At 35.0% G+C, this 25,905-nt stretch carries 25 protein-coding genes; 19 read left to right on the top strand and 6 right to left on the bottom strand.

The genetic code is table 11. The features are described from left to right. Position 1 precedes the first annotated feature (1 nt). Positions 2 to 1,012, bottom strand: a complete 1,011-nt coding sequence (locus ACKI30_RS07760) for an aldo/keto reductase (protein WP_407411374.1) — start codon at positions 1,010 to 1,012, stop codon at positions 2 to 4. Position 1,013: 1 nt separating this feature from the next. Then, on the bottom strand, positions 1,014 to 2,018 hold the full coding sequence (locus tag ACKI30_RS07755; protein ID WP_407411372.1) for a tetratricopeptide repeat protein: 1,005 nt from the start codon (positions 2,016 to 2,018) through the stop codon (positions 1,014 to 1,016). A 125-nt stretch (positions 2,019 to 2,143) separates the two neighbouring features. Here ACKI30_RS07755 and ACKI30_RS07750 point away from each other — a divergent pair, with 125 nt between their 5' ends. From ACKI30_RS07750 to ACKI30_RS07740, 3 genes are all read left to right on the top strand, one after another. Continuing rightward, positions 2,144 to 3,814 carry a glutamate--tRNA ligase gene (locus tag ACKI30_RS07750; RefSeq protein ID WP_407411370.1) on the top strand — a complete coding sequence of 557 codons (1,671 nt, stop codon included), beginning with the start codon at positions 2,144 to 2,146 and terminating at the stop codon, positions 3,812 to 3,814. A 9-nt stretch (positions 3,815 to 3,823) separates the two neighbouring features. Next, complete coding sequence (locus tag ACKI30_RS07745; RefSeq protein WP_407411368.1) at positions 3,824 to 4,297, top strand: hypothetical protein; 474 nt, start codon at positions 3,824 to 3,826, stop codon at positions 4,295 to 4,297. 74 nt (positions 4,298 to 4,371) lie between these two features. Beyond that, entirely contained in the window at positions 4,372 to 4,830 is a 459-nt protein-coding gene (locus ACKI30_RS07740) for a hypothetical protein (protein ID WP_407411366.1), read from the top strand. Positions 4,831 to 4,867: 37 nt separating this feature from the next. On the opposite strand, the gene ACKI30_RS07735 is transcribed toward ACKI30_RS07740, so the two are convergent. Further along, entirely contained in the window at positions 4,868 to 6,532 is a 1,665-nt protein-coding gene (locus ACKI30_RS07735; protein ID WP_407411364.1) for an ATPase, read from the bottom strand. A gap of 322 nt (positions 6,533 to 6,854) precedes the next feature. Here ACKI30_RS07735 and ACKI30_RS07730 point away from each other — a divergent pair, with 322 nt between their 5' ends. The 11 genes from ACKI30_RS07730 to fdhD all read left to right on the top strand — a co-directional run bounded on the left by ACKI30_RS07730 (position 6,855) and on the right by fdhD (position 18,007). Continuing rightward, positions 6,855 to 8,090 carry an LL-diaminopimelate aminotransferase gene (locus tag ACKI30_RS07730; protein ID WP_407411362.1) on the top strand — a complete coding sequence of 412 codons (1,236 nt, stop codon included), beginning with the start codon at positions 6,855 to 6,857 and terminating at the stop codon, positions 8,088 to 8,090. A gap of 9 nt (positions 8,091 to 8,099) precedes the next feature. Beyond that, positions 8,100 to 8,795: a DUF6882 domain-containing protein gene (locus tag ACKI30_RS07725; protein ID WP_407411360.1), complete on the top strand. Its 696-nt coding sequence runs from the start codon at positions 8,100 to 8,102 to the stop codon at positions 8,793 to 8,795. 7 nt (positions 8,796 to 8,802) lie between these two features. Further along, positions 8,803 to 9,393, top strand: coding sequence for a DUF6891 domain-containing protein (locus ACKI30_RS07720; RefSeq protein ID WP_407411358.1), 591 nt, complete (start codon positions 8,803 to 8,805; stop codon positions 9,391 to 9,393). Between the two features lies 1 nt (position 9,394). Further along, a complete protein-coding gene (locus ACKI30_RS07715) occupies positions 9,395 to 9,988 on the top strand; it encodes a hypothetical protein (RefSeq protein WP_407411356.1) in 594 nt (197 codons plus the stop codon). Positions 9,989 to 10,166: 178 nt separating this feature from the next. Further along, positions 10,167 to 11,186 carry an adenylosuccinate synthetase gene (locus ACKI30_RS07710; protein WP_407411354.1) on the top strand — a complete coding sequence of 340 codons (1,020 nt, stop codon included), beginning with the start codon at positions 10,167 to 10,169 and terminating at the stop codon, positions 11,184 to 11,186. Positions 11,187 to 11,330: 144 nt separating this feature from the next. After that, complete coding sequence (locus tag ACKI30_RS07705) at positions 11,331 to 12,110, top strand: nitroreductase family protein (protein ID WP_407411352.1); 780 nt, start codon at positions 11,331 to 11,333, stop codon at positions 12,108 to 12,110. 33 nt (positions 12,111 to 12,143) lie between these two features. Then, complete coding sequence (locus ACKI30_RS07700; RefSeq protein ID WP_407411350.1) at positions 12,144 to 12,698, top strand: hypothetical protein; 555 nt, start codon at positions 12,144 to 12,146, stop codon at positions 12,696 to 12,698. Between the two features lie 39 nt (positions 12,699 to 12,737). Then, the gene (locus ACKI30_RS07695) at positions 12,738 to 15,200 is read left to right on the top strand and encodes an excinuclease ABC subunit UvrA (RefSeq protein WP_407411349.1); all 2,463 of its coding nucleotides are present in this window, start codon (positions 12,738 to 12,740) and stop codon (positions 15,198 to 15,200) included. Positions 15,201 to 15,269: 69 nt separating this feature from the next. Continuing rightward, positions 15,270 to 16,256 (top strand): NADH-dependent flavin oxidoreductase, encoded by a 987-nt coding sequence (locus ACKI30_RS07690; protein ID WP_407411347.1) that lies wholly within the window; start codon positions 15,270 to 15,272, stop codon positions 16,254 to 16,256. 62 nt (positions 16,257 to 16,318) lie between these two features. Beyond that, positions 16,319 to 17,119, top strand: coding sequence for a hypothetical protein (locus ACKI30_RS07685; protein WP_407411345.1), 801 nt, complete (start codon positions 16,319 to 16,321; stop codon positions 17,117 to 17,119). A 57-nt stretch (positions 17,120 to 17,176) separates the two neighbouring features. Continuing rightward, on the top strand, positions 17,177 to 18,007 hold the full coding sequence (gene fdhD, locus ACKI30_RS07680) for a formate dehydrogenase accessory sulfurtransferase FdhD (protein ID WP_407411343.1): 831 nt from the start codon (positions 17,177 to 17,179) through the stop codon (positions 18,005 to 18,007). 5 nt (positions 18,008 to 18,012) lie between these two features. On the opposite strand, the gene ACKI30_RS07675 is transcribed toward fdhD, so the two are convergent. Together ACKI30_RS07675 and ACKI30_RS07670 are read right to left on the bottom strand one after the other, a co-directional pair. Further along, positions 18,013 to 18,768: a HesA/MoeB/ThiF family protein gene (locus ACKI30_RS07675; protein WP_407411341.1), complete on the bottom strand. Its 756-nt coding sequence runs from the start codon at positions 18,766 to 18,768 to the stop codon at positions 18,013 to 18,015. Continuing rightward, positions 18,769 to 19,782 carry a 7-cyano-7-deazaguanine synthase gene (locus tag ACKI30_RS07670; RefSeq protein ID WP_407411339.1) on the bottom strand — a complete coding sequence of 338 codons (1,014 nt, stop codon included), beginning with the start codon at positions 19,780 to 19,782 and terminating at the stop codon, positions 18,769 to 18,771. A gap of 339 nt (positions 19,783 to 20,121) precedes the next feature. Between ACKI30_RS07670 and ACKI30_RS07665 the strand changes: the two genes are divergently transcribed. Together ACKI30_RS07665 and ACKI30_RS07660 are read left to right on the top strand one after the other, a co-directional pair. Continuing rightward, on the top strand, positions 20,122 to 21,477 hold the full coding sequence (locus ACKI30_RS07665; protein ID WP_407411337.1) for a GMC family oxidoreductase N-terminal domain-containing protein: 1,356 nt from the start codon (positions 20,122 to 20,124) through the stop codon (positions 21,475 to 21,477). Then, a complete protein-coding gene (locus ACKI30_RS07660; protein WP_407411335.1) occupies positions 21,467 to 21,667 on the top strand; it encodes a MoaD/ThiS family protein in 201 nt (66 codons plus the stop codon). The genes ACKI30_RS07665 and ACKI30_RS07660 overlap by 11 nt, the downstream gene beginning before the upstream one ends. On the opposite strand, the gene ACKI30_RS07655 is transcribed toward ACKI30_RS07660, so the two are convergent. Continuing rightward, positions 21,668 to 22,282, bottom strand: a complete 615-nt coding sequence (locus ACKI30_RS07655; RefSeq protein ID WP_407411333.1) for a class I SAM-dependent methyltransferase — start codon at positions 22,280 to 22,282, stop codon at positions 21,668 to 21,670. It lies immediately after the preceding gene. Positions 22,283 to 22,331: 49 nt separating this feature from the next. Here ACKI30_RS07655 and ACKI30_RS07650 point away from each other — a divergent pair, with 49 nt between their 5' ends. The 3 genes from ACKI30_RS07650 (at position 22,332) to ACKI30_RS07640 (ending at position 25,563) form a co-directional block, all read left to right on the top strand. Beyond that, positions 22,332 to 23,270 (top strand): ABC transporter substrate-binding protein, encoded by a 939-nt coding sequence (locus tag ACKI30_RS07650; RefSeq protein ID WP_407411331.1) that lies wholly within the window; start codon positions 22,332 to 22,334, stop codon positions 23,268 to 23,270. A 111-nt stretch (positions 23,271 to 23,381) separates the two neighbouring features. Then, on the top strand, positions 23,382 to 24,179 hold the full coding sequence (locus ACKI30_RS07645; RefSeq protein ID WP_407411329.1) for a class II glutamine amidotransferase: 798 nt from the start codon (positions 23,382 to 23,384) through the stop codon (positions 24,177 to 24,179). Further along, positions 24,172 to 25,563, top strand: coding sequence for a hypothetical protein (locus tag ACKI30_RS07640; protein ID WP_407411327.1), 1,392 nt, complete (start codon positions 24,172 to 24,174; stop codon positions 25,561 to 25,563). Before ACKI30_RS07645 ends, ACKI30_RS07640 begins: the two co-directional genes overlap by 8 nt. The last annotated feature ends 342 nt before the right edge of the window (positions 25,564 to 25,905 follow it).

Below are 25,905 nucleotides of genomic sequence, written 5' to 3'. Positions count from 1 at the left end.
TCTATATTTTTGTCTTTCCTGACAGTACGTTTTGATAATCCTCGTAGTTTTCTTTTAAAAGTTCAGGAATGTCAAGTTCATATGGACAGTTATCTACACATGCGTAACATTCAAGACAGTTTAGGGTATTGTCCATCATTTTCTGATACTCTTCAGTCAGGTATGGCTCTGACGGGAAACGCCTGATCCAGAGGGACATTCTGGCACATTGGCTGATGTTGATTTCTTCAGGACATGGCATGCAGTATGCACATCCTCTGCAGAAGTTTTCACCAAGTTCAGCTTTGTCTTTTTCAATGTCCGCTTTCAAAGCATCATCTAACTGGGTATTTTCATCATAAGATAGGAACTCGTCAAGTTCTTCAAGCTTTTGAATTCCCCAGATAGGAAGCACATTATCGAATTGGTTGATGTAAGCGTAACTGGCTTTGGAGTTTTTAATCAGTCCTCCGCCCATTGCTTTCATTGCAATGAAACCGACATCATGCTCTTTACATTTTTCAACCAGTTCCAGCTCTTCATCTCCGCTTAAATATGAAAATGGATACTGCAGGGTTTCATAAAGTCCGCTTTCAACTGCATCATGTGCAAATGTGATTTTATGGGTGGTAATTCCAATATGTCTTATTAGGCCTTTTTCTTTTGCCTCAAGCATTGCTTGGTATAACTCATCATCTTCTTTAGGAGTAAATGAAATATTGTGGAATTGGTATAAATCGAGATAATCTGTCTTCATGCTTTTAAGTGAAGTTTCCAGATCACTCCAAAATACTTCGGGTGTTTCCGCTGCAGTCTTACTTGCAATGTAAATGCTTTCACGCGGAATATCCTCGAATGCTTTTCCCATTTTTTCTTCACTGTCAGTGTAAAAGTGTGCAGTGTCATAAAAGTTTATTCCGTTGTCATAAGCTTTTTTAAGTATTTCGACAGCTTCATCCATAGTGCATCTCTGAATTGGAAGGGCTCCAAATCCATTTTTATTTACTTCTAAATCAGTTTTTCCAAGTCTCATCTTAATAACCGTTCATTTTCAGTATAACATATAAAATTAAAATGATGGCCAATGCGATAAGGGAATGTTTGGTTGATAGAAATTTGGTTTTCTTGAATTCCTTATCTTCCACATCACCAAGTTTCATGAGCTCATCTTTCTTAAAGGCACATTTCTGATAAATGGCTTCAATGTCCTTTGGAAGTCTGCCATGTTCATTTAACATGTTGATTGTTTTGTTTAAGTACTGCACTGCCTTTTGATTGTTCCCAAGGTTCACGCAGCAGAATGCAGCCTTATAGTTAAAATTGGTAATCAGTTCCAAATCATCTTCAATTTTACTTTCGTAGGTAATGCAATCATCGTATGCTTTAAGAGCTTCATTATAGCGTTTAAGCTCATATAATGCATCACCCTTGGCATTTAAAGCTATTATGGTGTCCTCTTCCTGAAGGGATTTTTCCAGATAGGTCAATGCCTCTTCATTTTTTCCTGTTTTTTGAAGCATCTGGCCTTTATATAAGTCTGATTTCTGATCGGAACCGAATTGATTTTCATAGTTGTTAAGGCTTCTCAGCGCATCGTCATATCTTTTCGCCTGAACAAGCAGTTCAATCCTTGCCATAATGATTTCTTTTTTTGACAGTCTCGGCTCTTCAATTTTAGAGTAAGGTTTGTATTTGTCAAGGGCCTTGTCCATGTATTCCAGAGATTCATCAATTTTGCCCTTATTGAACTTTGACATTGCTTTATCGCACAATGCATTGATTGATTTTGGCTGAATTGATAAGTATTCATCGAAATATTTCTCACCATAATCTCCGTTGTCATGGGTTGGGTCGTAATACTGGTAATACATTCCCTTCTCTTCCAAAGCAGGCAAATGTCCCGCTTCAACAAGCATGTCTAAAATTGATAAATATGATTCTACGTCATCCTTCCCGTGCTGTTTTCTTGCTAATTTCAGAGCTTCTTTAAAATTGCCTTCTTCAATATATTGCTTTGCTTTTGAGATATGCTCATTCATTATATCAACCTAATTTTTTTCAAGCTCCAATTTCTTTTATAACTACTCTCACTATATTTATATATTTTTAAATAAATAAATAATATTGCTTATTTTTATAAAATTGATTAAATTGTGATGATTAAATGAATGATTTAGAAGAGATTATTTATAAACATGCTTTACTTAATGCAGCAAAGCATAAGGGAAGTGCAAATCCCGGTGCTGTAATGGGTTCAATCATGGCAAACGAACCTGAACTCAGAAGCAAAGCTAAAGAAATCGGCCCTATGTCTGGTAAAATTGTAGCGAAAGTCAACGCTTTAACTCCTGAAGAGCAAGCGGCTGAGATGGAAAAATACGGTGTGGAAGTTGAAGATAAAAAACCTAAAGCAAAAGAAGTAGGCCTTCAGGAACTTCCAGGAACTCATGAAAACATCGTATTGAGATTCGCTCCAAACCCAAGCGGGCCACTTCATATAGGACACTCAAGAGCAGCTGTTCCTAATGCAGAATATGTAAAAAGACATAAAGGAAAATTAATCTTAAGAATTGAAGATACCGATCCAAAAAGAGTCTTTGAACCTGCTTATGAAATGATTCCTGAAGATTTGGCATGGTTAGGAATCAAACCTGATGAAATTATTTATCAGTCAGACAGATTTGACATTTATTATGACTACGCTCGTCAGTTGATTGAAAAAGGTGCCGCATACATGTGTACCTGTGACGGAGCAACATTCAAGGAGCTTAAGGATAACTGCAAACCATGCCCATGCAGGGACAACTCCGTAGAAGAAAACCTGGAGTTATGGGATAAATTCGATACAATGGAAGCTGGTGAAGCAGTATTAAGAGTAAAGACTGACATTGCACATAAAAATCCTGCTATCCGTGACTGGGTTGCAATGAGATTGGTTGATGAGGAACATCCTCGTTTAGGAACAAAATACAGAATATATCCTATGATGAACTTCTCTGTTGCAGTGGACGACCATCTGATGGGACTGACTCATGTATTGAGAGGTAAAGACCACCTTGCAAACACTGAAAAGCAAAAATACCTGTATGACCATATGGAATGGGATGTGCCTGAATATATCCACTACGGAAGATTAAAAATGGAAGACATTGCATTAAGTACTTCCAAAGCAAAAGAAGGAATTGAAAACGGCACTTACTCCGGATGGGATGACCCTAGACTCGGAACCCTCAGAGCTATTGCAAGACGTGGAATCGACCCAAGAACAATCTATGATTTAATCACTGAAATGGGTGTTAAAATGGCTGATTCAGCTATCAGCTGGAAAAAGATTTACGGATTAAACCGTAACTTCCTGGAACCTGTAGCCAACAGGTACTTCTTCTGTGAAAATCCTGTAGAAATCACTGTCGACGGTTATGAAGATGGTAAAGTTGATATTGAAAGACCACTTCATGCAGACCACCTGGACAGGGGAAACAGACACTTGCCATTTGACGGAAGTGCATATTTGGCAGCTTCAGACGTTAAAGACGGATTATTCAGATTGATGGATGCCGTAAATGTTGACATCAAAGGTGAAGACGTGACCTATCACTCCACTTCATTTGAAGATGCAAGGGAAGCTAAAGCAAGAATCATCCAATGGGTTCCTGTAGATGAAAATGTCAATGTTAAAATCGTAATGGATGACGCATCAGTTAAATCCGGTTTAGGTGAAAGCGCACTCAGCGACTTATCCGTCGGTGATGTAGTTCAATTTGAAAGAGTAGGATTTGCTCGTTTGGATGAAATCAAAGATGATGAGTTAGTATTCTACTATGCACATAAATAGGTGATTTTTGTGACATTGTTTTCAAACGGCTTTGTAACTCTTGAAATGCCAGAGGATTTTGAGCCAATAGCTACAAAAGATGAATTTAATGACATGTATCTGGTAAATACTAAAATACCGATGTCCATTAAATTTTCAACAACTCCTACATTGGTAGGTCTTCCTGAAATTCGTGATGACATTGAGAAGAATATAGGAAATCAGGATAAAATCACATTATTAAATTCTGACTTTCTGGCAATAAACGATGATATTTACTATATGATCGTTTCATCATTTTCAGATGGTGAAAATGAGCTTCGCCGCAATGAATTCTTATATGTGGAAGACAATAACCTGTATATTTTTGAATATACCTATCCTTATGCGGACAGGGAACTTGACGACTTTTATTTGAATATTATTCGTTCCCTCAAGATTATTGTTCCAAAATATATAGTTGAAAATGGAAGCTACAAATTAAACAAAGAAGAATCCAATTAATTCTTCTAATCTCTTTTTTTTAAGATAAAATGAATAAGAAAACTGTTTTTTGCATAACCTTTTTTATTTTGAGCATGGTTGTGCTGTTGATGTATTATCATGCAAGTCCCACTCCTTCTCTTGATAGATTTCATCTTGATGATCCTAGAGATATTAACATTAACGGTATTGACTTTCCAATATCATGGGGATTCCTTGAAGATGAAAATTCCTCTGATTTAAGATATGATGCGGAAATACTGAATCACAAAGCAATAAAAGAGCAGAGAACTTTCCATCAGAATGATATACTGTTGCTCAATATTACAGTATATGATTTGGGTGAAAATGTTGACATAAATCTCTTAAATGATGGAAGCTATCATGAAAAAACAATCAATGGCGTTCAAGGAATATTTAAGAATGAATCAGCAACTGAATCCTCTGGTTTGGTTAAAAACACTCATCCAAGATATTATTTTGATTATGTTGTTGATGGAAAAATAGTAATGATTCAATCTGACAAATTGGATATAATTAATGAAATTGTTTAAAAATAAAAAAAGAAAGTTAAGAGTTAGTTAAATAACTCTAATATATTTTTTTGACATCTTCAGGTTTGATGACAATGTCTTTACGTCTGTATCTAACAGAGATGTCATCACCGTTAATAGCATAAACTTGGCTGGAGTATGTTTCTCCGTCATGTTTGAAAATGATTTCGTCTCCTTTTTTAAGAACAACATCAGCATTGCCTAATTGTATTTTTATGTTTTCTCTTGAAGGTTTGGATTTAATAGTTTCAATTTTTGGTTTAGCTATTTCAGGTTCAGGAATGATTCCGGAATTATTCATTAATCTACGTGTGTTTTCTTCTCTAATGACTTGATCATAGTCAGTTTCTGGTTCGTAGATTTCACCGAATTCATCATGTGTTTCATTGATGATTGGTGCATATTCGTCGTATTCCTCTTCATATTCATTAACGTTTCTGATGTAGGATGAATTAAGGTCTTCTATTGGGTCAATTTCTTCTTCAGGTTCTCCTGTTAATCTTTCTTTAACGTCTTGGAATAATTTTGAACCTTTGATGGTGTTTGTGATTTTAGCTAAATCTTTTCTGTAATCCAAGTCATTTACAGGTTCGGTTAAGTTACTGTCATCAATTGGAGCACTGAGATCATCATTTTGTGTATCATCAATTTTAGTTGGTGATTTTAAGACAGGTTCCTTAATGATTTCTTCTTCAGCTTCTTGTTCTGAGTTTAATAAGACATCAGTGATATTGTCACTTTCAGAAATGCTTTCGATTTCATTTTCTTCAATCTCTTGGGATGCATTATCAATAGCTTCTGCAATGTCTTTTTGTGATGGAGCTTCGATTTCACTTGGGGAAACGTTTTCTTCTTCAACACTTTCTTCAGCTTGTTCTTCAACATCCAAAACATTTTGTATGGTTTCTTCTTCAGGTTTTTCCTCAATAATGCTTTCGATTGTTGGTTCTGAAGAGGTTTCTTCAACTGCAGCTTCTTCGACGCTTTCGGCTGCTTTTGATTCGCTTTCATTAATGATGTCTTGAATTGTTGGTTCGGATTTTTCCTCAACAGTTTCTTCTGAACTTAAAATTTCTCCGATTTCTTCATCAGCTAAGATTTCTTCAATGAGGCTGTCTTCAACATCCTCATTTTCTTTTCTTCTTCTGATGCTTTCTTTAATTTCAGTTAAATCGTCATCATCTTTATTAATTTGCTGTGCTTCTTTTTCTCTTTCACTGTCTTTTCTTTTAGATTCTTTAATGAGTTCATCAATAGTGAATAAATCCTTTAATTCATGTTTTTCGTTATCTTGAGTCATAATTTCAACCTGGCTTTGAGTCATTGGTTCTTGGAACTTTTCAACTTCATTTTTATAATTTATAAGTACTTGATTTTGAGATTCGTATTCGACTTTGTCATATGAGTAATCCTCGGTTTTAGGAGCTTCATATATGTCGTATTTCTCTTCAACAACTTCTTCAATTGGATAATCATAAGTATTGTAAGATTGAGGGGAAAGACTTTTAGGATTATTGTTATTATTACTGTTTGAAATTTTTTCCTGACCAAAGGATATCAACCCATCTATGGTATCGGTAGGTATGATAGAATTTTCATCTTTTTCCAATTCTGATCCTCTGTAGTGCAATTTAACTGCAATGATTGCAATTACACCAATTATAAAAATTGTTATCCAAAGTAATATAGTTAGTCCGTTCATATTATCCCAATTCCAATCCTAGTTTATAGTAATATTATATTATGTAAAATCATTAATTTAAATATTTTCATATGTAAGTAAATTATTTCTTATATTTGTTTATTTTTTAATTAAAATAGTTTCAATGACTAAACATTGTTTATTATGGGTTAAATATGGTTATTTTAAAAAATAAGAAGTCTGGATTATTTTTCATTAACTCTATTTTAGTGATATTATTCTTTTTCCATTTAATAAAAAATTATCATTTTTTCACATACATTCATATTTATATATTCATAAAATCAAATATAAATTAGATTATTATTTATGAGGAATAATTATGGTTGTTAAAATTAATGAAAACTATCTTAAATTGAAAAGTAGTTATCTTTTTGTTGAAGTTGCAAGAAGAGAAGCAGAATTTACAAAAGCAAATCCTGATGCTGACGTTATCAAAATGGGTATCGGGGATGTAACTAAGCCATTAGTTCCAGCAGTTGTAGAGGCATTTAAAAATGCTGTTGATGAAATGGGCAACGCAGACACCTTTATGGGCTATGGTCCAGAACAAGGTTACGGATTTTTGGCTGAAGCTATTATTAAAAATGATTACAATAAATACGGAATTGATTTAGACACTTCAGAAGTTTTCATAAGTGATGGTGCAAAATGTGATACTGGAAATATTCAGGAAATATTTGGCATTGACAACAAGATTGCAGTAACCGATCCTGTTTACACAGTATACGTTGACACCAATGTAATGGCTGGAAGAACAGGTGAAATGGGCGATGACGGTATGTATGAAGGTTTAACTTACCTTAAATGCAATGCTGAAAACGGATTTGTTCCAGAACTTCCATCTGAACCAGTAGACATAATTTACTTATGTTACCCTAACAATCCGACAGGTACCACATTAACTAAAGACCAATTGAAGGTATTTGTTGATTGGGCAAAAGAAAATAAAGCTGTTATTTTATTTGATGCTGCTTATGAAGTATTTATTAATGAAGATAATGTTCCTCACAGTATTTATGAAATTGAAGGTGCAAAAGAAGTTGCAATTGAGTTCAAAAGTTTCTCAAAAACCGCTGGTTTCACTGGAACCCGTTGTGCATACACAGTTGTACCTAAAGAATTGATAGGATATGACAGTGAAGGAAACGAAGTGGAAATCAATCCGTTATGGAACAGAAGACAAACCACTAAATTCAACGGAGCATCCTATCCTGTACAAAGGGCCGCTGAAGCAACATACTCTCCTGAAGGTCAAAAACAAATTGCTGAAGTAGTTGACTACTACATGGCAAATGCAAAAATCATCAGGGAAAGTTTAACCGATATAGGTCTTGAAGTCTATGGTGGAATAAGCTCCCCTTATATCTGGGTAAAAACTCCTAACGACATGGACTCATGGGCATTCTTCGACATTTTGTTAAACGAAGCTAATGTTGTTGGAACTCCTGGTTCCGGATTCGGTCCAAGCGGAGAAGGATACTTAAGACTCACTGCATTCAATACATTAGAAAATACTAAAGAAGCAATGGATAGAATTTCAAAATTAGAATTTTAGGTGTTTAATTTGAAAGATAAGTTTGAAAAACCAATACAAATAGAAGAAGGAGATTCATTTAAAGTTGTTTTATCAAAATACGGTGCTTTAGCTTTAGACAAGCAAGAAAATTTATCAGATTTGATTGATGATAAAGTAGGCGATTTGGACATTGAAAAAGGTGTCATTTCCTTTGATGACATCGAATTGCCTGTTCAGATTTTAGGTTTCTTTGCAGAAGAATTAAATCAATGGTCATGGGCGTGGGATAATGAATCCATAGGATTTGATGACAATATAATTCAATCAGCACGTCAAATGAAAGCTATTGGGGATGAATTCGGCATTCCTGAATTTAATTCTCCAGTTATCAATGCAGGTTATAATGCATGCCACGCTTTAGCAATGGCAACAATTTCAATTTTGGATTTGGACGGTTACTATGCAGTATCCGAAGACGGTTTGGATATTTTTGTAGCTGTTGAATCTGATTTGATAAAAGAGAATAACTCTGTTGAAAAGTTCAGAAATACCTTTGCAATTTTCCAAAAGAATTTCAAGGTATATCCTAAAATTGCATTTGAAGGATATACAAAACTAAAAGGATATGGTTTTAAGGAACATGAGGACTTTGCAGTTGCAAAACTTGGTGAAAGCAGAATTATTGTAGGTTTCACTGAAAGAGGAAATGTCACTCATATTCAAATGCTTTTAGAAGATGACTAGTGGTATTATGGATCAGGATTTAGTTGATGAAATCGAATATCTGATAGAGTTACTTACTAAATCTGGATTTTTTGATGTTGAAGAAATTGAAGAAATCTTAGAAGATCAGTTCATAGAAGAAGAAATTGATTTTTCTAAGTTTAACATTTCTTTAAACGATTTCACAAACGATAATTTTAATAAACTTGAAGAAGCTTTCAAGGCACTGGCTCTTAAGGATATTGTAGCGGTTCATAACTGCGGTTATGATATCGAAGAGGGTGTCGCTGATGCTTTTGAACTAAATGTTCATCTTATAAATAATAAATTCCGTCCTGAAGGATTTTGCTTCTACTCATTTGAGGATATAGAGGAAGCAATTGAAGAGGAAAAATTAAAAATCACTTTCGGCGATTTTGAAAATGATGAGAAAAAAGCATTGCAGATCGGCGAAATTGTTGCGGATTGCTTAAAATCTGCAGGTTTTTCACTTGTATGGGATGGAACAATCAACAATCAAATTGAAATTAATCCTTTCAAATGGGACAAGTCATTTGATGGCGAAAAAGAATATGAAATTGAAGGGGCATATGACGTTTTTGTAAACAGTAGGTGTTAAAATGAATATTCGATCACTAAAATTAATACGTGATGTAATTATCAATTCAGGGAAATGGACTTCTATAGAAATGGCTCAAGATTCAATATATATTGAATTTCAGGATGTTGAACTTGGCGTTCCTAAAGAAAGTGAAAATTTTTCACTGACAGTTCGTTTTGCGGTTGATTCATTTATCACTGCATTTTATAATAATATCTGGGATATTGACTTTTTGGCTAAATATAATTTCAAAAATCAAATATTGAGTGAAGAGGTCTTGTTTGATGTAGTGGATATTAAGTTTGTCGATTTTGAATATCTTAATACCTTTTTCTACAATTATAAAAAAGAAAAAACAATTTCTGTTGTTGAAGACTTTGACATTCATAATATCCGCAATGACTTTTTCATGTTGGTTGAAACAAAGGAGATAGCTATTGCCGTCGGCGGAGACCAGATGGATTTCTTCACCAAATATGAGAAATTGGACGATTCATCACTTAGGGAACTTTCTAACCAGTGGATGCTTTACTTTTTGAAATATCATCTCAAAAGGAATATTGTTAAAGATCCGATGTGTGAAAACCATCCGTTAAAAATGCCTAAAAAATAATTTATTCATTTTTTTATTCTATTTTTCCATTTTTTTGAATACTTTGTATTTATATTATACTCATTTTTTTAAATATTAAACCTGTATTTTGGAAAAGCTTTTTAATTAGTAACTATATAATATTAGTGGTATGAAAATTTTATAAATTTTCAATAATTAATTTTTAAGGAGTTATTAGATGACTTGTAGTATTTTAGTTGGTGGAGCATGGGGTGACGAAGGTAAAGGAAAATGTATCACTTACCTTTGTGACAATGATAAACCAAATATTATTGCTCGTGCAGGAGTTGGGCCAAATGCAGGGCATTCCGTTGAATTTAACGGCGAAAAATATGGTTTAAGATTAACTCCATCTGGTTTCCTGCATACTGATGCTAAACTCATGATTGGTGCTGGAGTTTTAGTAAATCCGGATGTGTTATTTAAAGAATTTGAAGACTTAAAAAAATATAATGTAAAAGAAAGAATGTGTGTTGATCCTAGATGCGCAATTATTTCTGAGGACCACATGGAACGTGATGTCAAATCAGAACATTTAGCTAAAAAAATAGGAAGTACTGGTTCAGGCTGTGGACCAGCTAATTCAGACCGTGTATTGAGAACTATTGATTTGGCAAAAGATATTCCTGAGCTTGAAGATTACATTACCGATGTATCCCTTGAAGTTAATGAAGCTATCGACAATGGTGAAGATGTATTCATTGAAGGATCACAAGGTTTCGCTCTTTCACTTTATTATGGATCTTATCCTTTCGTAACCAGTAAAGACACAACAGCATCCACATTTGCTGCGGATGTTGGAGTTGGACCAACTAAAGTAGATGAAGTCATTGATGTATTTAAAGCTTACATTTCCCGTGTTGGAGAAGGTCCATTCCCAACCGAGATGACTCAAGAAGAAGCTGAAAGCAAAGGCCTTGAAGAGTATGGTGTAGTAACCGGAAGACGTAGAAGAATCGGTTACTTTGATATGGAACTTGCTAAAGAATCATGCAGAATCAACGGTGCAACTCAAATCGCTTTAACATGTGTCGACAGATTATTCGACTGTGCTCGCGTACAAAACTATGATGAATTGTCTGCTGAAACCAAAGCTTTCATTGAAGACATTCAAACTGAAACTGGTGTGCCAGTTACTATCATCTCAACTGGACCAGATTTAAAAGACACTATTGATTTAAGAAAAGAATTGTTATAATTCTTTAATTCAGCCCTCTTTTTTGGGCTTATTTTTTTCTATTTTTTGTTTACATTATCTATTCATAATTAAATTTTTAAACTTCAAAAACAATTTAATAATTAAATCCTATTTTTTAGGTAATTGCTGAACTGGTGAATAATAATGGATATGATGGAATTAATCAAGACCAGAAAAAGTTTCAGAACTTTTGACGGTACAAAAATTTCTGAAAGTGACTTAAAAAAATTATGCAACTACATTAAAACAATCGACAACCCCTATGATATTCCTGTTGAATTCATGATACTTGATAAGGAAAAATACGGACTGTCATCTCCGGTTATTGAAGGTGAAGATATTTACATTGCCGCAAAGGTACCTAAAGTTGAACACTGCGAGGAGGCTTTCGGCTATTCCTTTGAAAAAATGGTTTTGTATGCATGGTCCCTTGGAATCGGAACCACCTGGATTGGCGGAACATTAAACCGTGAGCTTTTTGAAAGGGCTGCGGATACAAAGGACGATGAATACATGATGATAGTGACTCCTCTGGGATATCCGTCTGAAACTCAATCTGAGGTTGATTCAAAATTGAGGCAAAGCGTTAGGGGAGATGAAAGATTCCCGTCATCTGAACTGTTTTTTGAAGGGGATTTCTCAAACCCGATGGAATCTAGTGAAGATTGTCTTGAAGCGGTTCGTTGGGCACCATCTGCTGCTAACAGGCAGCCATGGAGGATAGTGAAAGTCGGAAATTCCTATCATTTCTATGTAAGACATGCTGAGGGTTATGTATCCATTGTTGACTGGGAAGTGCAAAAAATTGACCTTGGAATTGCAATCTGTCACTTTTTAAGTGTTTGTGATGGTGAATTTGTAATTTGTGACCCTGAAATTGATTCTGATGAATTCACTGAGTATATTGCAACAATAACTGTGTAAGTAATGATAAAAATTGAAATGAGGAGAAATTTAATGTTTACATATCCAAAAGTATTAAGAAAGAAAGATTTTAAAAAAATTGAAAAATATTCCTGTGATGAGCAGTTAAAAGATGCTTATCTCAAATATCTTACTAATTATTCATTCACTGAATTTGTTAAATACTGTGAGGAGAATGAGGGTGTTGATTTGGAAAAATTGCTTTTCAAATTCACTGATTTGCAGCTGGAAAAATTTGAGCCGAACTCACTGATATGGATTTCCCACGTGCTTGTTAATTTTTTAATCTATTTTGATGTCAATCTGGATTATGGGGAATATTATGACGCCTACGCATCCGCTCTTCAATTTACAGTTCTTTCTCTTTCAATGATTATGATTGTTGAAAAGCTTTCATTTGAAGATGTGCCGTTGCCTGAGCATTCCAAATCTTGTTTTAAAAAATTATTCGATAAAAGGCCTGATTTCAGATTCAACTTAAATAAAGACTGTGAATTGGCTTATAAGTCATTCAATAATGACTTTGGATTTTCCAGTGATGAATTTTATCTGAAAATTAAAGAGCACTTTGACAGTCAGGGCTATTGATTGGCAAAATTATTATACTTTAAAACTTAATGTTAATGTATGTACCAAGATATGATAATTATTAGAGGAGCAAAAGTTCATAATTTAAAGAATATTGATGTTGACATTCCTCTTGGAAAAATTGTTGCAATTTCTGGAGTTTCCGGAAGCGGTAAATCCTCATTGGCATTAGGAGTATTGTATTCTGAAGGTTCCAGAAGATATTTGGATGCACTTTCAACCTATACTCGCCGTAGGATTTCACAAACTGAAAAGGCACAGGTTGATTCAATACAATATGTTCCGGCAGCACTGGCACTTCATCAGCGTCCTAACGTTCCCAATATCAGATCAACATTTGGAACTTCAACCGAACTTTTAAACTCCTTAAGATTATTGTATTCAAGATGCGGTAATTACACTTGTCCAAACGGACACCTGCAGGAGCCAACATTGAATGTGGCTCGTGAAATCCCAATCAAATGTCCGGTTTGCGGTGAGGAATTCTATGGATTGGGTGCAGAGGAATATGCATTCAACTCAGACGGCGCATGCCCAACATGCAGCGGAACAGGTTATATAAGGGGCATTGACGATTCAACATTGGTTGGAGATGAAACAAAAACACTTGAGGAGGGAGCCGTTGAGTCATGGAACATGTTCGGAATTTCATGGATGTATCATGTTGCAGGCGAGCTGGGCGTAAGGATTGACGTCCCATTCAAGGACTTGACTGATGAGGAAAAGGACATTGTCTATAAAGGTCCTGCCGTTAAAAGATACATCAATATCCCATCTAAAAACGGGAAGTTATTTGAACTTAATGCCGAGTATAGGAATGCCCATAAGGCTGTTGAAGAGGCTCTTAAAAAGGCAAAAACAGAAAAGGGTCTTCAAAGAATCAATAAATACTTAACAACACAGGTTTGTCCTGACTGCAATGGTGCAAGAATCAATTCAAAAGCAAGGGAAACACTTTTAGGCGGAATCAATCTGGCTGAAGCATGTCAGATGAATCTAAAGGAGCTTGTCATATGGATTCAGGAAGTTGTAAGTGAGCTTCCAGGCGGTGTCAGGAAGATGGCGGAAAACATTCTTGAGGAATTCATGGACAATGCCACCATTTTACTTGATTTGGGTTTAAGCTACATTTCACTTGACAGGCCCGCCAATACATTATCAACCGGTGAACTGCAGAGAATGCAGCTTGCCAAAACCTTAAGAAACCACACTACAGGAGTATTGTATGTACTGGACGAACCGTCAATAGGTCTTCACCCGGATAATGTCAACGGATTAATCAGTGTCATCAGACATCTGGTTGATGACGGAAATTCAATAATTCTGGTTGACCATGACACAAAAATATTGGGCATTGCTGATTATATGATTGAATTGGGACCGACTGCCGGTGCTGACGGTGGAAACATCATTGCACAGGGAACCCTTGATGAAATTATGGGTAATGATTCTTCACAAATCGCTCCATTTTTATCAAATTCCGAAAAGATCATCATTCGAGACAAATCAGGTGATGTTTTTGAAAATGGTGCTATCGAGATAAAAACCTCTGAAATTCATAATGTAAAACCTATAGATGTTCAAATTCCAAAAGGCAAGCTTTCAGTCGTAACAGGAGTTTCCGGAAGTGGAAAAACAACATTGCTTTTGGAGGCATTATATCCTTCTGTTAAAGCTCACATTAACGGTGAAGAATTGCCTGATACGGTTTATGATTTGGATTGTGGGGACATTAAAAAGATTGATTTGATTGACAGCGTACCAATCGGAAAAAACGTAAGAAGCACTGTTGCGACATACTCCAAGGTTCTTGATGAGTTAAGACGGGAATTCTCTAAATTGTCTGATGAATATAAGACAGCTGATTTTTCATACAACACTGGAAAGCTGAGATGTGAAACCTGCAACGGAACAGGCAGCGTGTCAATGGATGTGCAGTTCCTTCCTGACGTTGAAATGACATGTCCTGACTGTGAAGGTTCAAGATATAATCCGGACATTGAAAAGACAAAATTCAACGGGTTATCTTTAGCAGATTTGATGTCACTGACAATTGATGAGGCTCTTGAAGAATTGTTTGAACTTAAGAAGGTAACCTCCAAACTGCAGAAGCTGTCCGATTTGGGATTGGGTTATCTGACATTAGGTGAAGCCACTCCAAGCCTGTCCGGTGGGGAAGCGCAAAGGCTGAAACTGGCATCTGAGATCGGCAAGTCACAAAAGAACTCCATCTTCATTTTCGATGAGCCGACAATCGGTCTTCATCCTTTGGATGTTAAGGTATTGATTGATGTATTCGACAATCTAATAGATAGGGGAGCTACTGTAATCGTAATTGAGCATGATTTGGACTTAATAGCCAATGCAGACCATATTATTGACATTGGAATTGATGGTGAAAATTGCGGTGGGGAAATTTTAGCCACCGGAAGTTTGAATGATATTATTAACGCTCCTGAAAGTTTAACAGGCAAATATTTGGCTGAAAAAGAATTATTCTGATGTTAATTAAATCTAAGTAATTCATGAATTACTTTCTCCTTTTTATATTCTTTTTTCTAATATGTAACTATGAAAGGCATATTTGATAACACTAAATTTGGAAATCTTGACGTTTCCAGCCGCATTATTAGAAATGGACTGTGGGAATCTCAAAATGACTCCGGAAAAAATTTAACTCAAGAAGTATTTGACAGATATGAAAAATTGGCTAAGAACAATGTTGGAGTAATAACTACGGAGCTAATTTCAATGTACAGTCATGACAGATTCAGTGACTATACTCATTACATTAACTCTCCACTATTCATTAAGGATTTTAAGGAAGTAACTGACATTGCTCATGAGCACAACACTCCGATACTTGCTCAAATTGGTTTTGTTAACTGCAACATCAATGGCAAGCAGATGATGGAAGTCAATGACTTGACTATTGAAGATATCCGTACAATTCAGGCTGATTATGTTGTGGCAGCTAAAAAGATAATGTTTGCAGGCTTTGATGGAATAGAGCTATGCATTGGTAACAATTTCTATCTGTCCCGTGTGATGGATCCTTTTGAAAACACACGCAGTGACGATTACGGCGGAAGCACATATAATCGTGTAAGAATGGTTTTGGAAATTATCAAACTGATTAAAAATACCACTGACTTGCATATACACTGTAAAGTTAATTTATACCAGGATGAAGACGACTCTTTGGAAATTTGCAAGATTCTGGCAGAAAATGGTGCTGACAGCTTACAAATCACCAGATTCCTGTCACCTCAGTACTTTAGAAAAGGCCAATCAAATCAGGATATGCTGGTTGGCTTTGCTGATAAAGTCGCAAAAAATGTTTCTATTCCAGTTGTTTTAGGTGGGGGCAGGTCTGATATGGACAAAATCAATGAGTTAATCAATACTACCGATATAGATTTTATTTCCATGCAAAGGCCTTTTGTAAAGGATCCTACATTTTTAACCAAATGGAAAGCGGAAGGTCATGGAAAATCTGAGTGTAAGACCTGCAATAACTGTTATTGGAAAAAGGAAAGTGTCTGTTTAATTGAATAGTTTAAATATGATTGTAAACAATATTTAACTAATTGAATTTGGGAATCCTATCATGAAAGATTTTGTATTTAACAGACCTGTATTATGAAGCTAAGGGAAGAGACTACTTCGAAGAGGATTTATATATCACTGAAAGATTAAAAGACAGTTTTGATTTGGTCTTATGCAATCCGAAGAATTCTGAAAGCTTTGAAAGAGATGTTGATTTGGTTATTTTCAGAAATACAGGTCCCGTCAGCGAATTTCCAGATGTATATGATTCATTTGTAAAACGTGTCAAATCAAACAACATCATGACTTTCAATGAATTCACCGGAAAAGCGGACATGTGCGGTAAACAATATCTCCTTGATTTGACTTTAGAAGGATTTCCGGTTATTCTAACCATTGATTCAATTGAAAACTTTGATTTGTTGCCTGAATCCGATAAATATGTTATCAAACCAAAAGACGGTGCTGATTCAATAGGTCTGGAATTTTTAACTAAACAAGAGCTCTTTGGCCAAGAATTGGATAACATGTTAATTCAGCCGGCAATTGACTTTGAATATGAAGTTTCTTTCTATTTCATTAACGATACTTTGGAATATGCCATGTATGCTCCCGATAAAACTAAACGGTGGGAGCTTAGGAAATATGATTTCACTAAAAAAGATGAGGAATTTGCCAGGAGATTCATTGAATGGAATGACATTGAAAATGGAATTCAGCGTGTAGATGCCTGCAGAACTCAGGACGGGGAGTTACTGTTGGTGGAACTGGAGGATTTAAATCCATATCTATCTATTTTAGAGCTAGATTGTGAAACACGTGAAAGATTCTTAAAGGATTTCATCTCAGCTTTAACAAATCTTTTGGAATAATTTTTTTTAAAATATAAATATAACAATTGTTAATATTTATAATTGAGGTTGACGAAAATGGAATTTTTAAGACAAACTGAGGTTATCCAATGGAAAGACGGTGAATACAAAACCATTAAAGAAAACAGTGTTGATGACGAATATACTTATTTATTCATTGATTATTTGCCTCCGAGGAAATTTTCCACATATCCGAAAGATTTGAAGGATTTTGCTATAGGATATTGTCTTGGTGAAGGTCTGATTAAGGATTATTCAGACATTGAATCAATAAAGCTCGACGGTACAAATGTCCTTGTTTCAACAAAACTCACACACAATCCTGAAGAGGACATGGAACAGGAAGGCATTGTTCAGGAAAGGAAAGGAAACTGTGAGCATGCCTGTGTCTGCAGACTTCTCGAGTATCAGGGAGTGAATTCAGATAATGCAGGCGGAATCAGATCCGAGCTAAAAACAATTGAACCGAACATGTCCGATTTAAGTATTGACGCCACACAGATAATCAAGGATATCAAACATCTGACTGATGAAGCAAAAATCTGGCAAAAGACCGCAGGGGTGCATGTTGCACAGCTGAAATATGGTGACAACATTATCATCCGTGAAGATGTGAGCCGTCACGTTGCGGTTGACAAGGTAATAGGTGCCGCTTCAAAAGAGGGTTATGACTTTTCAAAATGTTATATTTCATATAGTGGAAGAATGCCTGCTGACATGCTGATAAAAGTAATCAGGGTTGGAATTCCGATAATCATTTCAAATGCCGCACCTGCATCATCAGGTATTGATGTGGCACGTGCAGGAAACATCACTATGGTTGGTTTTGTACGTGACAACAGATTTACTGTTTATACCGCACCGGAAAGAGTAAATTTAGAAAAATAGATGATTTAAAGTTCATCTAAAGAGAATGAACTTAAATCCAATAAGTCAAAGGTAAATATTTTTGGAGCTACGGTAACTTTACCTACTCCAGTTATTATTTTATATGCTTCAAATGCTTCAAGACATCCTATTAAATTCGGTGTCGGTCCGATGACTGGTGGTACTCCTGAAGTTACATTTTTTAAAGCTTCAACTGTTTCTTCGTTTAATTCCTTGCCGATTGAAGGCAGGTTAAACATTTCTTCATAAGTTTTATCACTGTTTGGTAAAAATACGGTGATTTGACCTAAAGTTCCATGTATTGCTCCATGAATGTATGGAATTCCTTTTTCTTTTGCTTTTCTTGAAACAATGACTCTTGTTAAAACATTGTCGAGTGCATCGATTACAATATCTGAGTCTCCAATAACTTTGTCGATGTTGCTTTGGTCGATGTGTTCATTGTATGTGGTAACTTTAACATAGGGATTGATTAATCTAACTTTTTCCTTTGCCACTGCACTTTTATCAAGACCCAAATCACCAATGTTGGCCAATGTTTGCCTGTTCAGGTTTGAAAGATCAAATGCATCCTTATCAACCAAAACCAGTTCGCCAATTCCCATTCTTGCAAGCATTTCAATGGTTTCGCCGCCGATTCCACCACAGCCTATCACTGTGATTTTTGCATCTTTGAATCTTTCCTGTTCACTTCTTGTCACTATGCTCATTTGTCTGGAAGCTATTTCCCAGTATCCGTCACCTATGTATCTTGTTGGCATTTAATCACCTATGTTTCTTCTTAATTTTGGCAATATGTCCATGAACACATCTAATGCGGTTTCATAATTTTTAAAATCATGTCCCTCTATTAATCCGCTTTCATGGATTGTAATCTTTTCAAGCTTTATTTTTTCTTTTGTTTCCAGTTTTATTTCATCCAGCTGCTTTTTTGTATTTTCAAGGTTTATTGTAAATGGGAGTTGGTATGAAAATGAATCCTCGCAGAAGTCAATGCTGATGAACTCATCATCATCGATTGGAGATAAATTTAATCCAACTTTTCTAAATCCTTGGCTTTTTAATTCATCATTGATTTGTTTATAGTTGTCGTTGGATAAAATTTCATTCAGGTTATCCACTTCAACTATACCAAACTTTCCATTGTCTCTAACTTTAACGATTTCACAGTTAGTGTTAGACAAAATGTAGTCTTCGCAATGACTAATCCTTTGAATTTTTTCAGGAGTGGTTCGGGTATTTGTGGGGATTCTAGTTGCAAGGCATGTAGTTGATCTGGAATATGGAATATTGTTCATATTTAAGTATGCGTGAATTTCTTTAGAAGTTAACTTGGCAGTTATAAATGGTGTTTTAAAACCTTTTTTATAGGTAACCAATATTCCTGGTCTGTCGATTACCAGATCACTGATGTTATTTCCATCGCAAATAAAATCAAAACCATTTTTAAGGGCAAACTCTTCAATTTTTGAATACATCAGATTTCTGCAGTTATAGCATCTTTTGGAATCGTTTAAAAGAAAATATTCCTTTTCATAAAAGTTAATGTCAATTATTTCGTGTTTTATTCCAAAGGATTTTGCAACTCTTTTTGTATTTTCAACAAAACCTGTTGGCAGCAAATGATTGTCAATTGTAATTGCCAATGTGTCTTTCGCTACCTTGGATGATAAGTATGCAATCAATGTTGAATCGGCACCTCCTGAAAATCCGATTGCAACTTTTTTGTCTTTTAAAATATTTTCAACAATTTTAATTTTATTTTCTAAATTCATTTTATCCCTTTAAATAATTAAAGAGCATCAGAGATGCTCTTGGAATTAAGGAGTCATGTTTTAATATTTCAAACTGTGTATGTTTTAATTTTGGAGTCTTAAAACAATTAGGTTAGTTTATATGTACTTTTGCTTGAAATATTTTACCCGAGCTAGGAAATATAACAATAGTTATTTTTTCCTAAATTAAAATTGTATATTTTAATATATAAATCTTTTTGTATGGGTTTGTAATTGTTGTAAATAATTTTTTAAAGATAATTAAACATTATCTGATTATTTTGAGATTATTTTGTAATGGTATAGTAAGATTTAAATGATATGAAAATTATATAACAATTGTTAATATTATTTGGAGGTGAGCCTATCTACGATGCTATTGTAATCGGAACAGGTGCCGGAGGTGCAACTGTTGCAAAGGATTTAAGTCTAAAATCAAAAAACATCTTAATTCTAGACAAGGGAAGCAATCAAAATAATGGAACCTATGTAAAACATATGAAAACAAGGCAAATTCATTTAGAAAATAATCTTTCAGATGAAGATAAACTGAAATATGAATTTTTGACATATCCTTTGGATTTAACTAACATCGAAGAGATTGGGGGAACAACTACTTCTTCAATAGGAAATGCATGTTTTTCATGCAGTGGGTGTTATACAAACTCAATAATGCAGCAGTTTGAAGATAAGAACTTAAATATCTTTGAAGAACTTCTGGAAGCTAGTGGCGAGCTTAACGTTAAATATTTCCCCAAGAAATTATGGGGTCATTCCACTAATTTAATTGCAAGTGCCGGTGAGGAGCTGGGCTACATTGTTGAGCCGATGCCAAAGTTCATCAATTTTGAAAAATGCCAATTTTGTGGAAAATGTGTTAATGGCTGTGTATTTGATGCAAAATGGGATGCGACATACTTCGTTCGTGAAGCTGTGGAATATGGTGCCAATCTAATTGAAAACTTTACAGTATTTGAAATTTTACATGAAAACAATCAAGTAACTGGTGTGGTTGGACTTGATAAAAATAATGAAAAGCATATCTTCAAGGCAAAAAGGGTTATTGTCTCAGCAGGAGCCCTAAACACGCCAGTGATATTGAAAAATTCAGGTGTTGAGAATGTAGGCGAGAGCATTTTCTTTGATATTTTCACAACAGTTGGAGGATACCTAAAAGATGCAAATTTAAAAAATGAGCTTATGATGGGAGTTAAGGCAGAATTCGGACCTTATTTTTTATCACCTCATTACTCAATGCAATTGAAACCTTTAATGGCCAAAAAGGGTATTAATGCAGATGATAAAGACATAATTGGATTAATGCTTAAATTCGCAGATACTTGTATCGGAAACATAGACGAGAAAGGCCAAATCAAAAAAACACTTGCTAAAGTCGATGTTGATTTAATAAAGGAAGGATATGATAAAGCAGTAAAAATATTGTTAAAATTGGGAGTGGATCCTAAATCGATTGTTGCGACATCACTTAAGGGAGCGCATCCCGGAGGGACTGCAGCTGTTGGTGAAGTTGTGGACAATAATTTTGAAAGTGAAATAAATGGGTTGTACGTTTGTGATGCAAGCGTAATTCCTGAAGCTCCCGGAAGGCCGCCGATATTGACAATTGTTGCAATAGCAAAAAAAGTGGCAAAAATAGTAAATCAAAATCTGGAGGATGAAAAATATGGAATTTAGATTAAAATATAAACAAATTGATGAGATTAGAGAGTTAGCTGAGAATTTTACAATCAATGATCTATTGTCTGAATTGGATTTGTCTGCACAAACTGTTGTTGCAAAACAGAATGGGGATTTGACAATTGAGGACAGTGTAATAGAGGATGGTGATGAGATTCAGCTGGTTCAGATTATATATGGGGGTTAGCTATTTTTTAGCAATTACCACCATGATATAGTCATTTTCCTTCACATAACTTTCAACACTTTCAAAGCCAGCATCAAGCAAGTATTTTTCTAAATCTGGGGCGGTATAGACATGCATGCCTTCAACGGTGGCCAGCCATTTTTCATCATCAGGATGATTTCCGTCTGTTCCCTGAGCTATCATGAACTGTCCGTTTGGTTTAATAATTCTTGAAACTTCCTTGAATGTCTCGCCAATCTCCGGCCAGAAGTAAATTGTTTCAAATGCACTTGCTAGGTCATAGCTTTCATCTTCAAGAGGCATATTCCTGACATCGGCTTGTATGACTTCACATCTTCCACGGTCTACAGCATCTTGATTTCTTTTGATGGATTCGGCCACTGAAACTTCAGAATAATCCAGACCGTCCACGTTTTCTGAAGTCAGTTTAAGGAACTTTTCAATGTTGACTCCACCGCCACAACCAATATCCAGTATTTTGTCATTTGCTCCGACATTAATCTTTTCAAAAGCGAATTCGGATATTTCCTTGTGGTTTTCATTCATGTTTTGGATAGTTTCAACACCTTCCTCACCATGAGGCTTCATGCACTGGGTAATCTTTTCTGCGACCATAATCATAACCTTTAATTATTTTTCAATCTAATTATTATATGGTGATTAAATGGATAAAAAGATTATCGCAATTATCATTGCTGTTATTGCTGTTGTTGCCATTGGAGGATATTTCCTCATGGGCGGTGGCAGTGACACAGTAACAATTGGTTATTTGCCGTCTGATCACGATGCAGCATTGTTTGTTGCAGATGCTCAGGGCAAATATGCAGAAAACGGTATTAACACTAAATTAGTCCAGTTCAATAACGGAGGAGACCTGATGACTGCTATGGCAAGTGGTGATGTCGATGTAGGTTATGTTGGAATAACTCCTGTATTGTCTTCAATTGAAAAAGGAGTTCCTGTCAAGGTTATTTCAGCTGCCCAAACTGAAGGATCAGGTATTGTCGTTGCGAAAAATTCCAACATCAATTCCGTTTCAGACCTCGCAGGCAAAAAAATAGCCACTCCTGGTGAAGCTTCAATCCAGCACATGCTGCTCACTTACTATTTGGAGCAAAATGGCATGTCCATTAATGATTTGAAAGTTTCAGCAATGAAAGTGCCTTCAATGAATGATGCTCTTAAGACCAACAATATTGACGGTATGATTACTTTTGAACCTTATGTAAGCATTGCAGAGCAGAATGGTGCAAAAGTGTTGGTCGATTCATCTGACATTTTGCCAGACCATCCATGCTGTGTTGTGGTGGCTTCCGATAAGTTCATTGAAACTCATCCTAATGAAACCAAAGCAATTCTTGAAATCCACAAGAATGCAACAGATTTCATCAACAATAACACTGATGAAGCAGCTACTCTTTTACCTTCTGACATTGTCAGTGATGTTGAGGTTGAGAAAAAAGCTATTGCAGGTTTCCCATTCATTTCAGGTCTAAATGAAAGTTTCAAGGATGATGTAAACGAGTTCATGAATCTGGAAGTTGAGTTGGGCGTTCTCAAAAAACCAATTTCTGAGGATAAAATTTTTTGGGATGGTAGTTAATCACTGCCTCTCACTCTTTTTTTAGCATTACTTTTATATACTAAGAATAATATAACAATAGTTATCATAATATAACAATTGTGATAAAAAATTACGGGAGGATAATATACGATGTGTGAAATTTTTTGTTTTAATTCAAATACGCCAAAACAAGTAAATGAGTGCCTTGAATGTTTCTACAATCATTCAGAAGAGCATCCACATGGATGGGGATTGGCAACCATGCAATCAGATGAATTTGTTATACGTAAAGAACCAATAAAAGCAACATGTAGTCAATACTTGAGAGATATATTATCCAACCCCGTTGTTGGTAAAAATGTATTCGCTCACATCAGATTAGCAACTGTGGGCGAAATTATATCTCCCAATTGTCATCCATTTATTGAAGCGGATGATAATAATCGATCATGGATGTTAATACACAACGGAACCATTTTCGATTTCCCTGAACTGGATAAATACAGGGATGTGGAAAATGGTGACACTGATTCTGAGCGAATACTTTTATACATAATCGATAAAGTAAATGAGTTTGAAAAAGCTAAAAATGCACCATCAACAATTAAGGAAAGATTCAATCTTTTAACAGAAGTAATCACTGATTTATCCAGGAACAACAAGCTCAATCTTATGTTTTATGATGGGGACTTGACTTATATCCACTCCAACATGAGGGATTCCTTGTATTATCTTAAAAATGACGAGGAATTCCTGGTGGCATCCACACCATTGACTGATGATGAAAACTGGAAATCAGTCGAATTGAATAAGTTATTCGGATTGATAGATGGGAGTATCATTTTTGAAAGTGAAGAGCATGAAAATGAATTCATTTTAACTGAAGAACATGAAAGAGCAATGGAAGAGCTCTTAAAAGCAATTAGTCGGGATGAAATAAATGATTAGTCATGATTTGGTTAGAAGTAAATTGTATGAGGAGTTTATAAAACCAACAAATCAGGTTAAAAATTACATAGGTATTGAAATTGAAATTCCAATCATCAACTTGAACAGGGAAGCGGTGGATTTTAATGTGGTTCACAAAGTAACTTCCGAATTTCAAAAGCAATACTGTGATTTTAAGGAAGATGGAATTGACTATGACGGCAATGTGTTTTCCCTGAAAAATCCTGAAACCGATGATATCGTTTGCTATGACTGTTCATACAATAATATCGAATTTGCAATGGGTAAGGAAAAAGAACTGTTTTCCATTAATGAACGCTTTTGTGACTATTATTCTTTTGTTAAGGAGTCATTTGAAGAGTATGATCATATATTAACAGGAATGGGAATAAATCCATACAGAAAATACAATATTAACAAGCCAATTCCTTCAGAAAGATACCTGATGCTCTATCATCACTTGAAATCGTTTAAGAATTATAACAACATTCCGATGTATTTTCATAAATACCCTGAATATGGTATGTTTTCATCAGCATCCCAGGTTCAGTTGGATGTTCAAAAAGACAATCTAATAAAAACCATTAATATATTTTCAAAAATAGAGCCGATCAAAGCTTTACTGTTCTCCAATTCCGTTTTGATAGAAGAACATAATCACTTGACCTGCTTTAGGGATGCGCTTTGGGAGTATTCGACCCATGGTGTAAATCCGCATAATATCGGTGCATATGATGTCGATTTCAAGGACATCAATGATCTTCAGTCATACCTTGAATCACTGAATATCTATTGCGTCATGAGGGATGGGGCATACATTAACTTTCCGTCAATGAATCTCTTGGACTATTTCGCAAGTGACTATGTAAGTGGTGAAATATACTGCAGGGGAGAATATAGAAAAATTGACATTAGGCCTTGCATAAATGATATAAAATATCTAAGGCCATTTAAATTCATCAATCTGACTTTTAGGGGAACAGTTGAATTCAGAAGCATATGCACTCAGCCGATTAAGGATTCAATGTGTGTTGCAGCATTCCATTTAGGTTTAAAGGACAATTTGGATGAGTTAAGCTACATCATTGATAATGACGATGTAATCTATCATAACGGATATACTGCATCGGAACTTAGGAAACTGTTGATTCATGATGAAGTTCCATCATTTATTGATAAGAATGATTTGTGCAGGTTATCCAAAGATATAGTGGATCTTGCGGCAGATGGCCTAAAAAATAGGGCAATTGGTGAGGAAATATTCTTAAAACCATTATATGAACGTATTAAAAAGCACACCAATCCAGGAAAGGACATATTGCAATCTCTCCAGAATGATATGTCAATCGAGAAGATCATTAAAGAATATGGTAAGATATACTGAGATTGAATCGATGCATATTATTCATGAAGTTTTTTTTGATAGCAATTTGTTAAGTTAAGTAGGAAAGTGTTATTAATTTTTATCTTAAAAATGCGAGAATAACTCGACTTCTTAAGTCGAGGATGAATCGCAAGTTTGGGTATACTGTTGTAAATACCTTTTTTTTAAGTGTTTATTTGTTTCAATATTGTTTATTTTCTATTTTTTTTGTTCATCTTGGCTTTAGGTGTACATTTTTATTATAATTTTCTTTCGAGTGAATACTCTTCATTTGCTCTTGGTATGAGTTTATATGCTATTACATTAGATATAGTATAATATCATTTGTAAATGAATAATGTA

The sequence above is a fragment of the Methanobrevibacter sp. genome, from assembly GCF_045539575.1.
Classification (GTDB): Archaea; Methanobacteriota; Methanobacteria; order Methanobacteriales; family Methanobacteriaceae; genus Methanocatella.
This window is presented reverse-complemented; position numbering and strand designations above follow the sequence as displayed.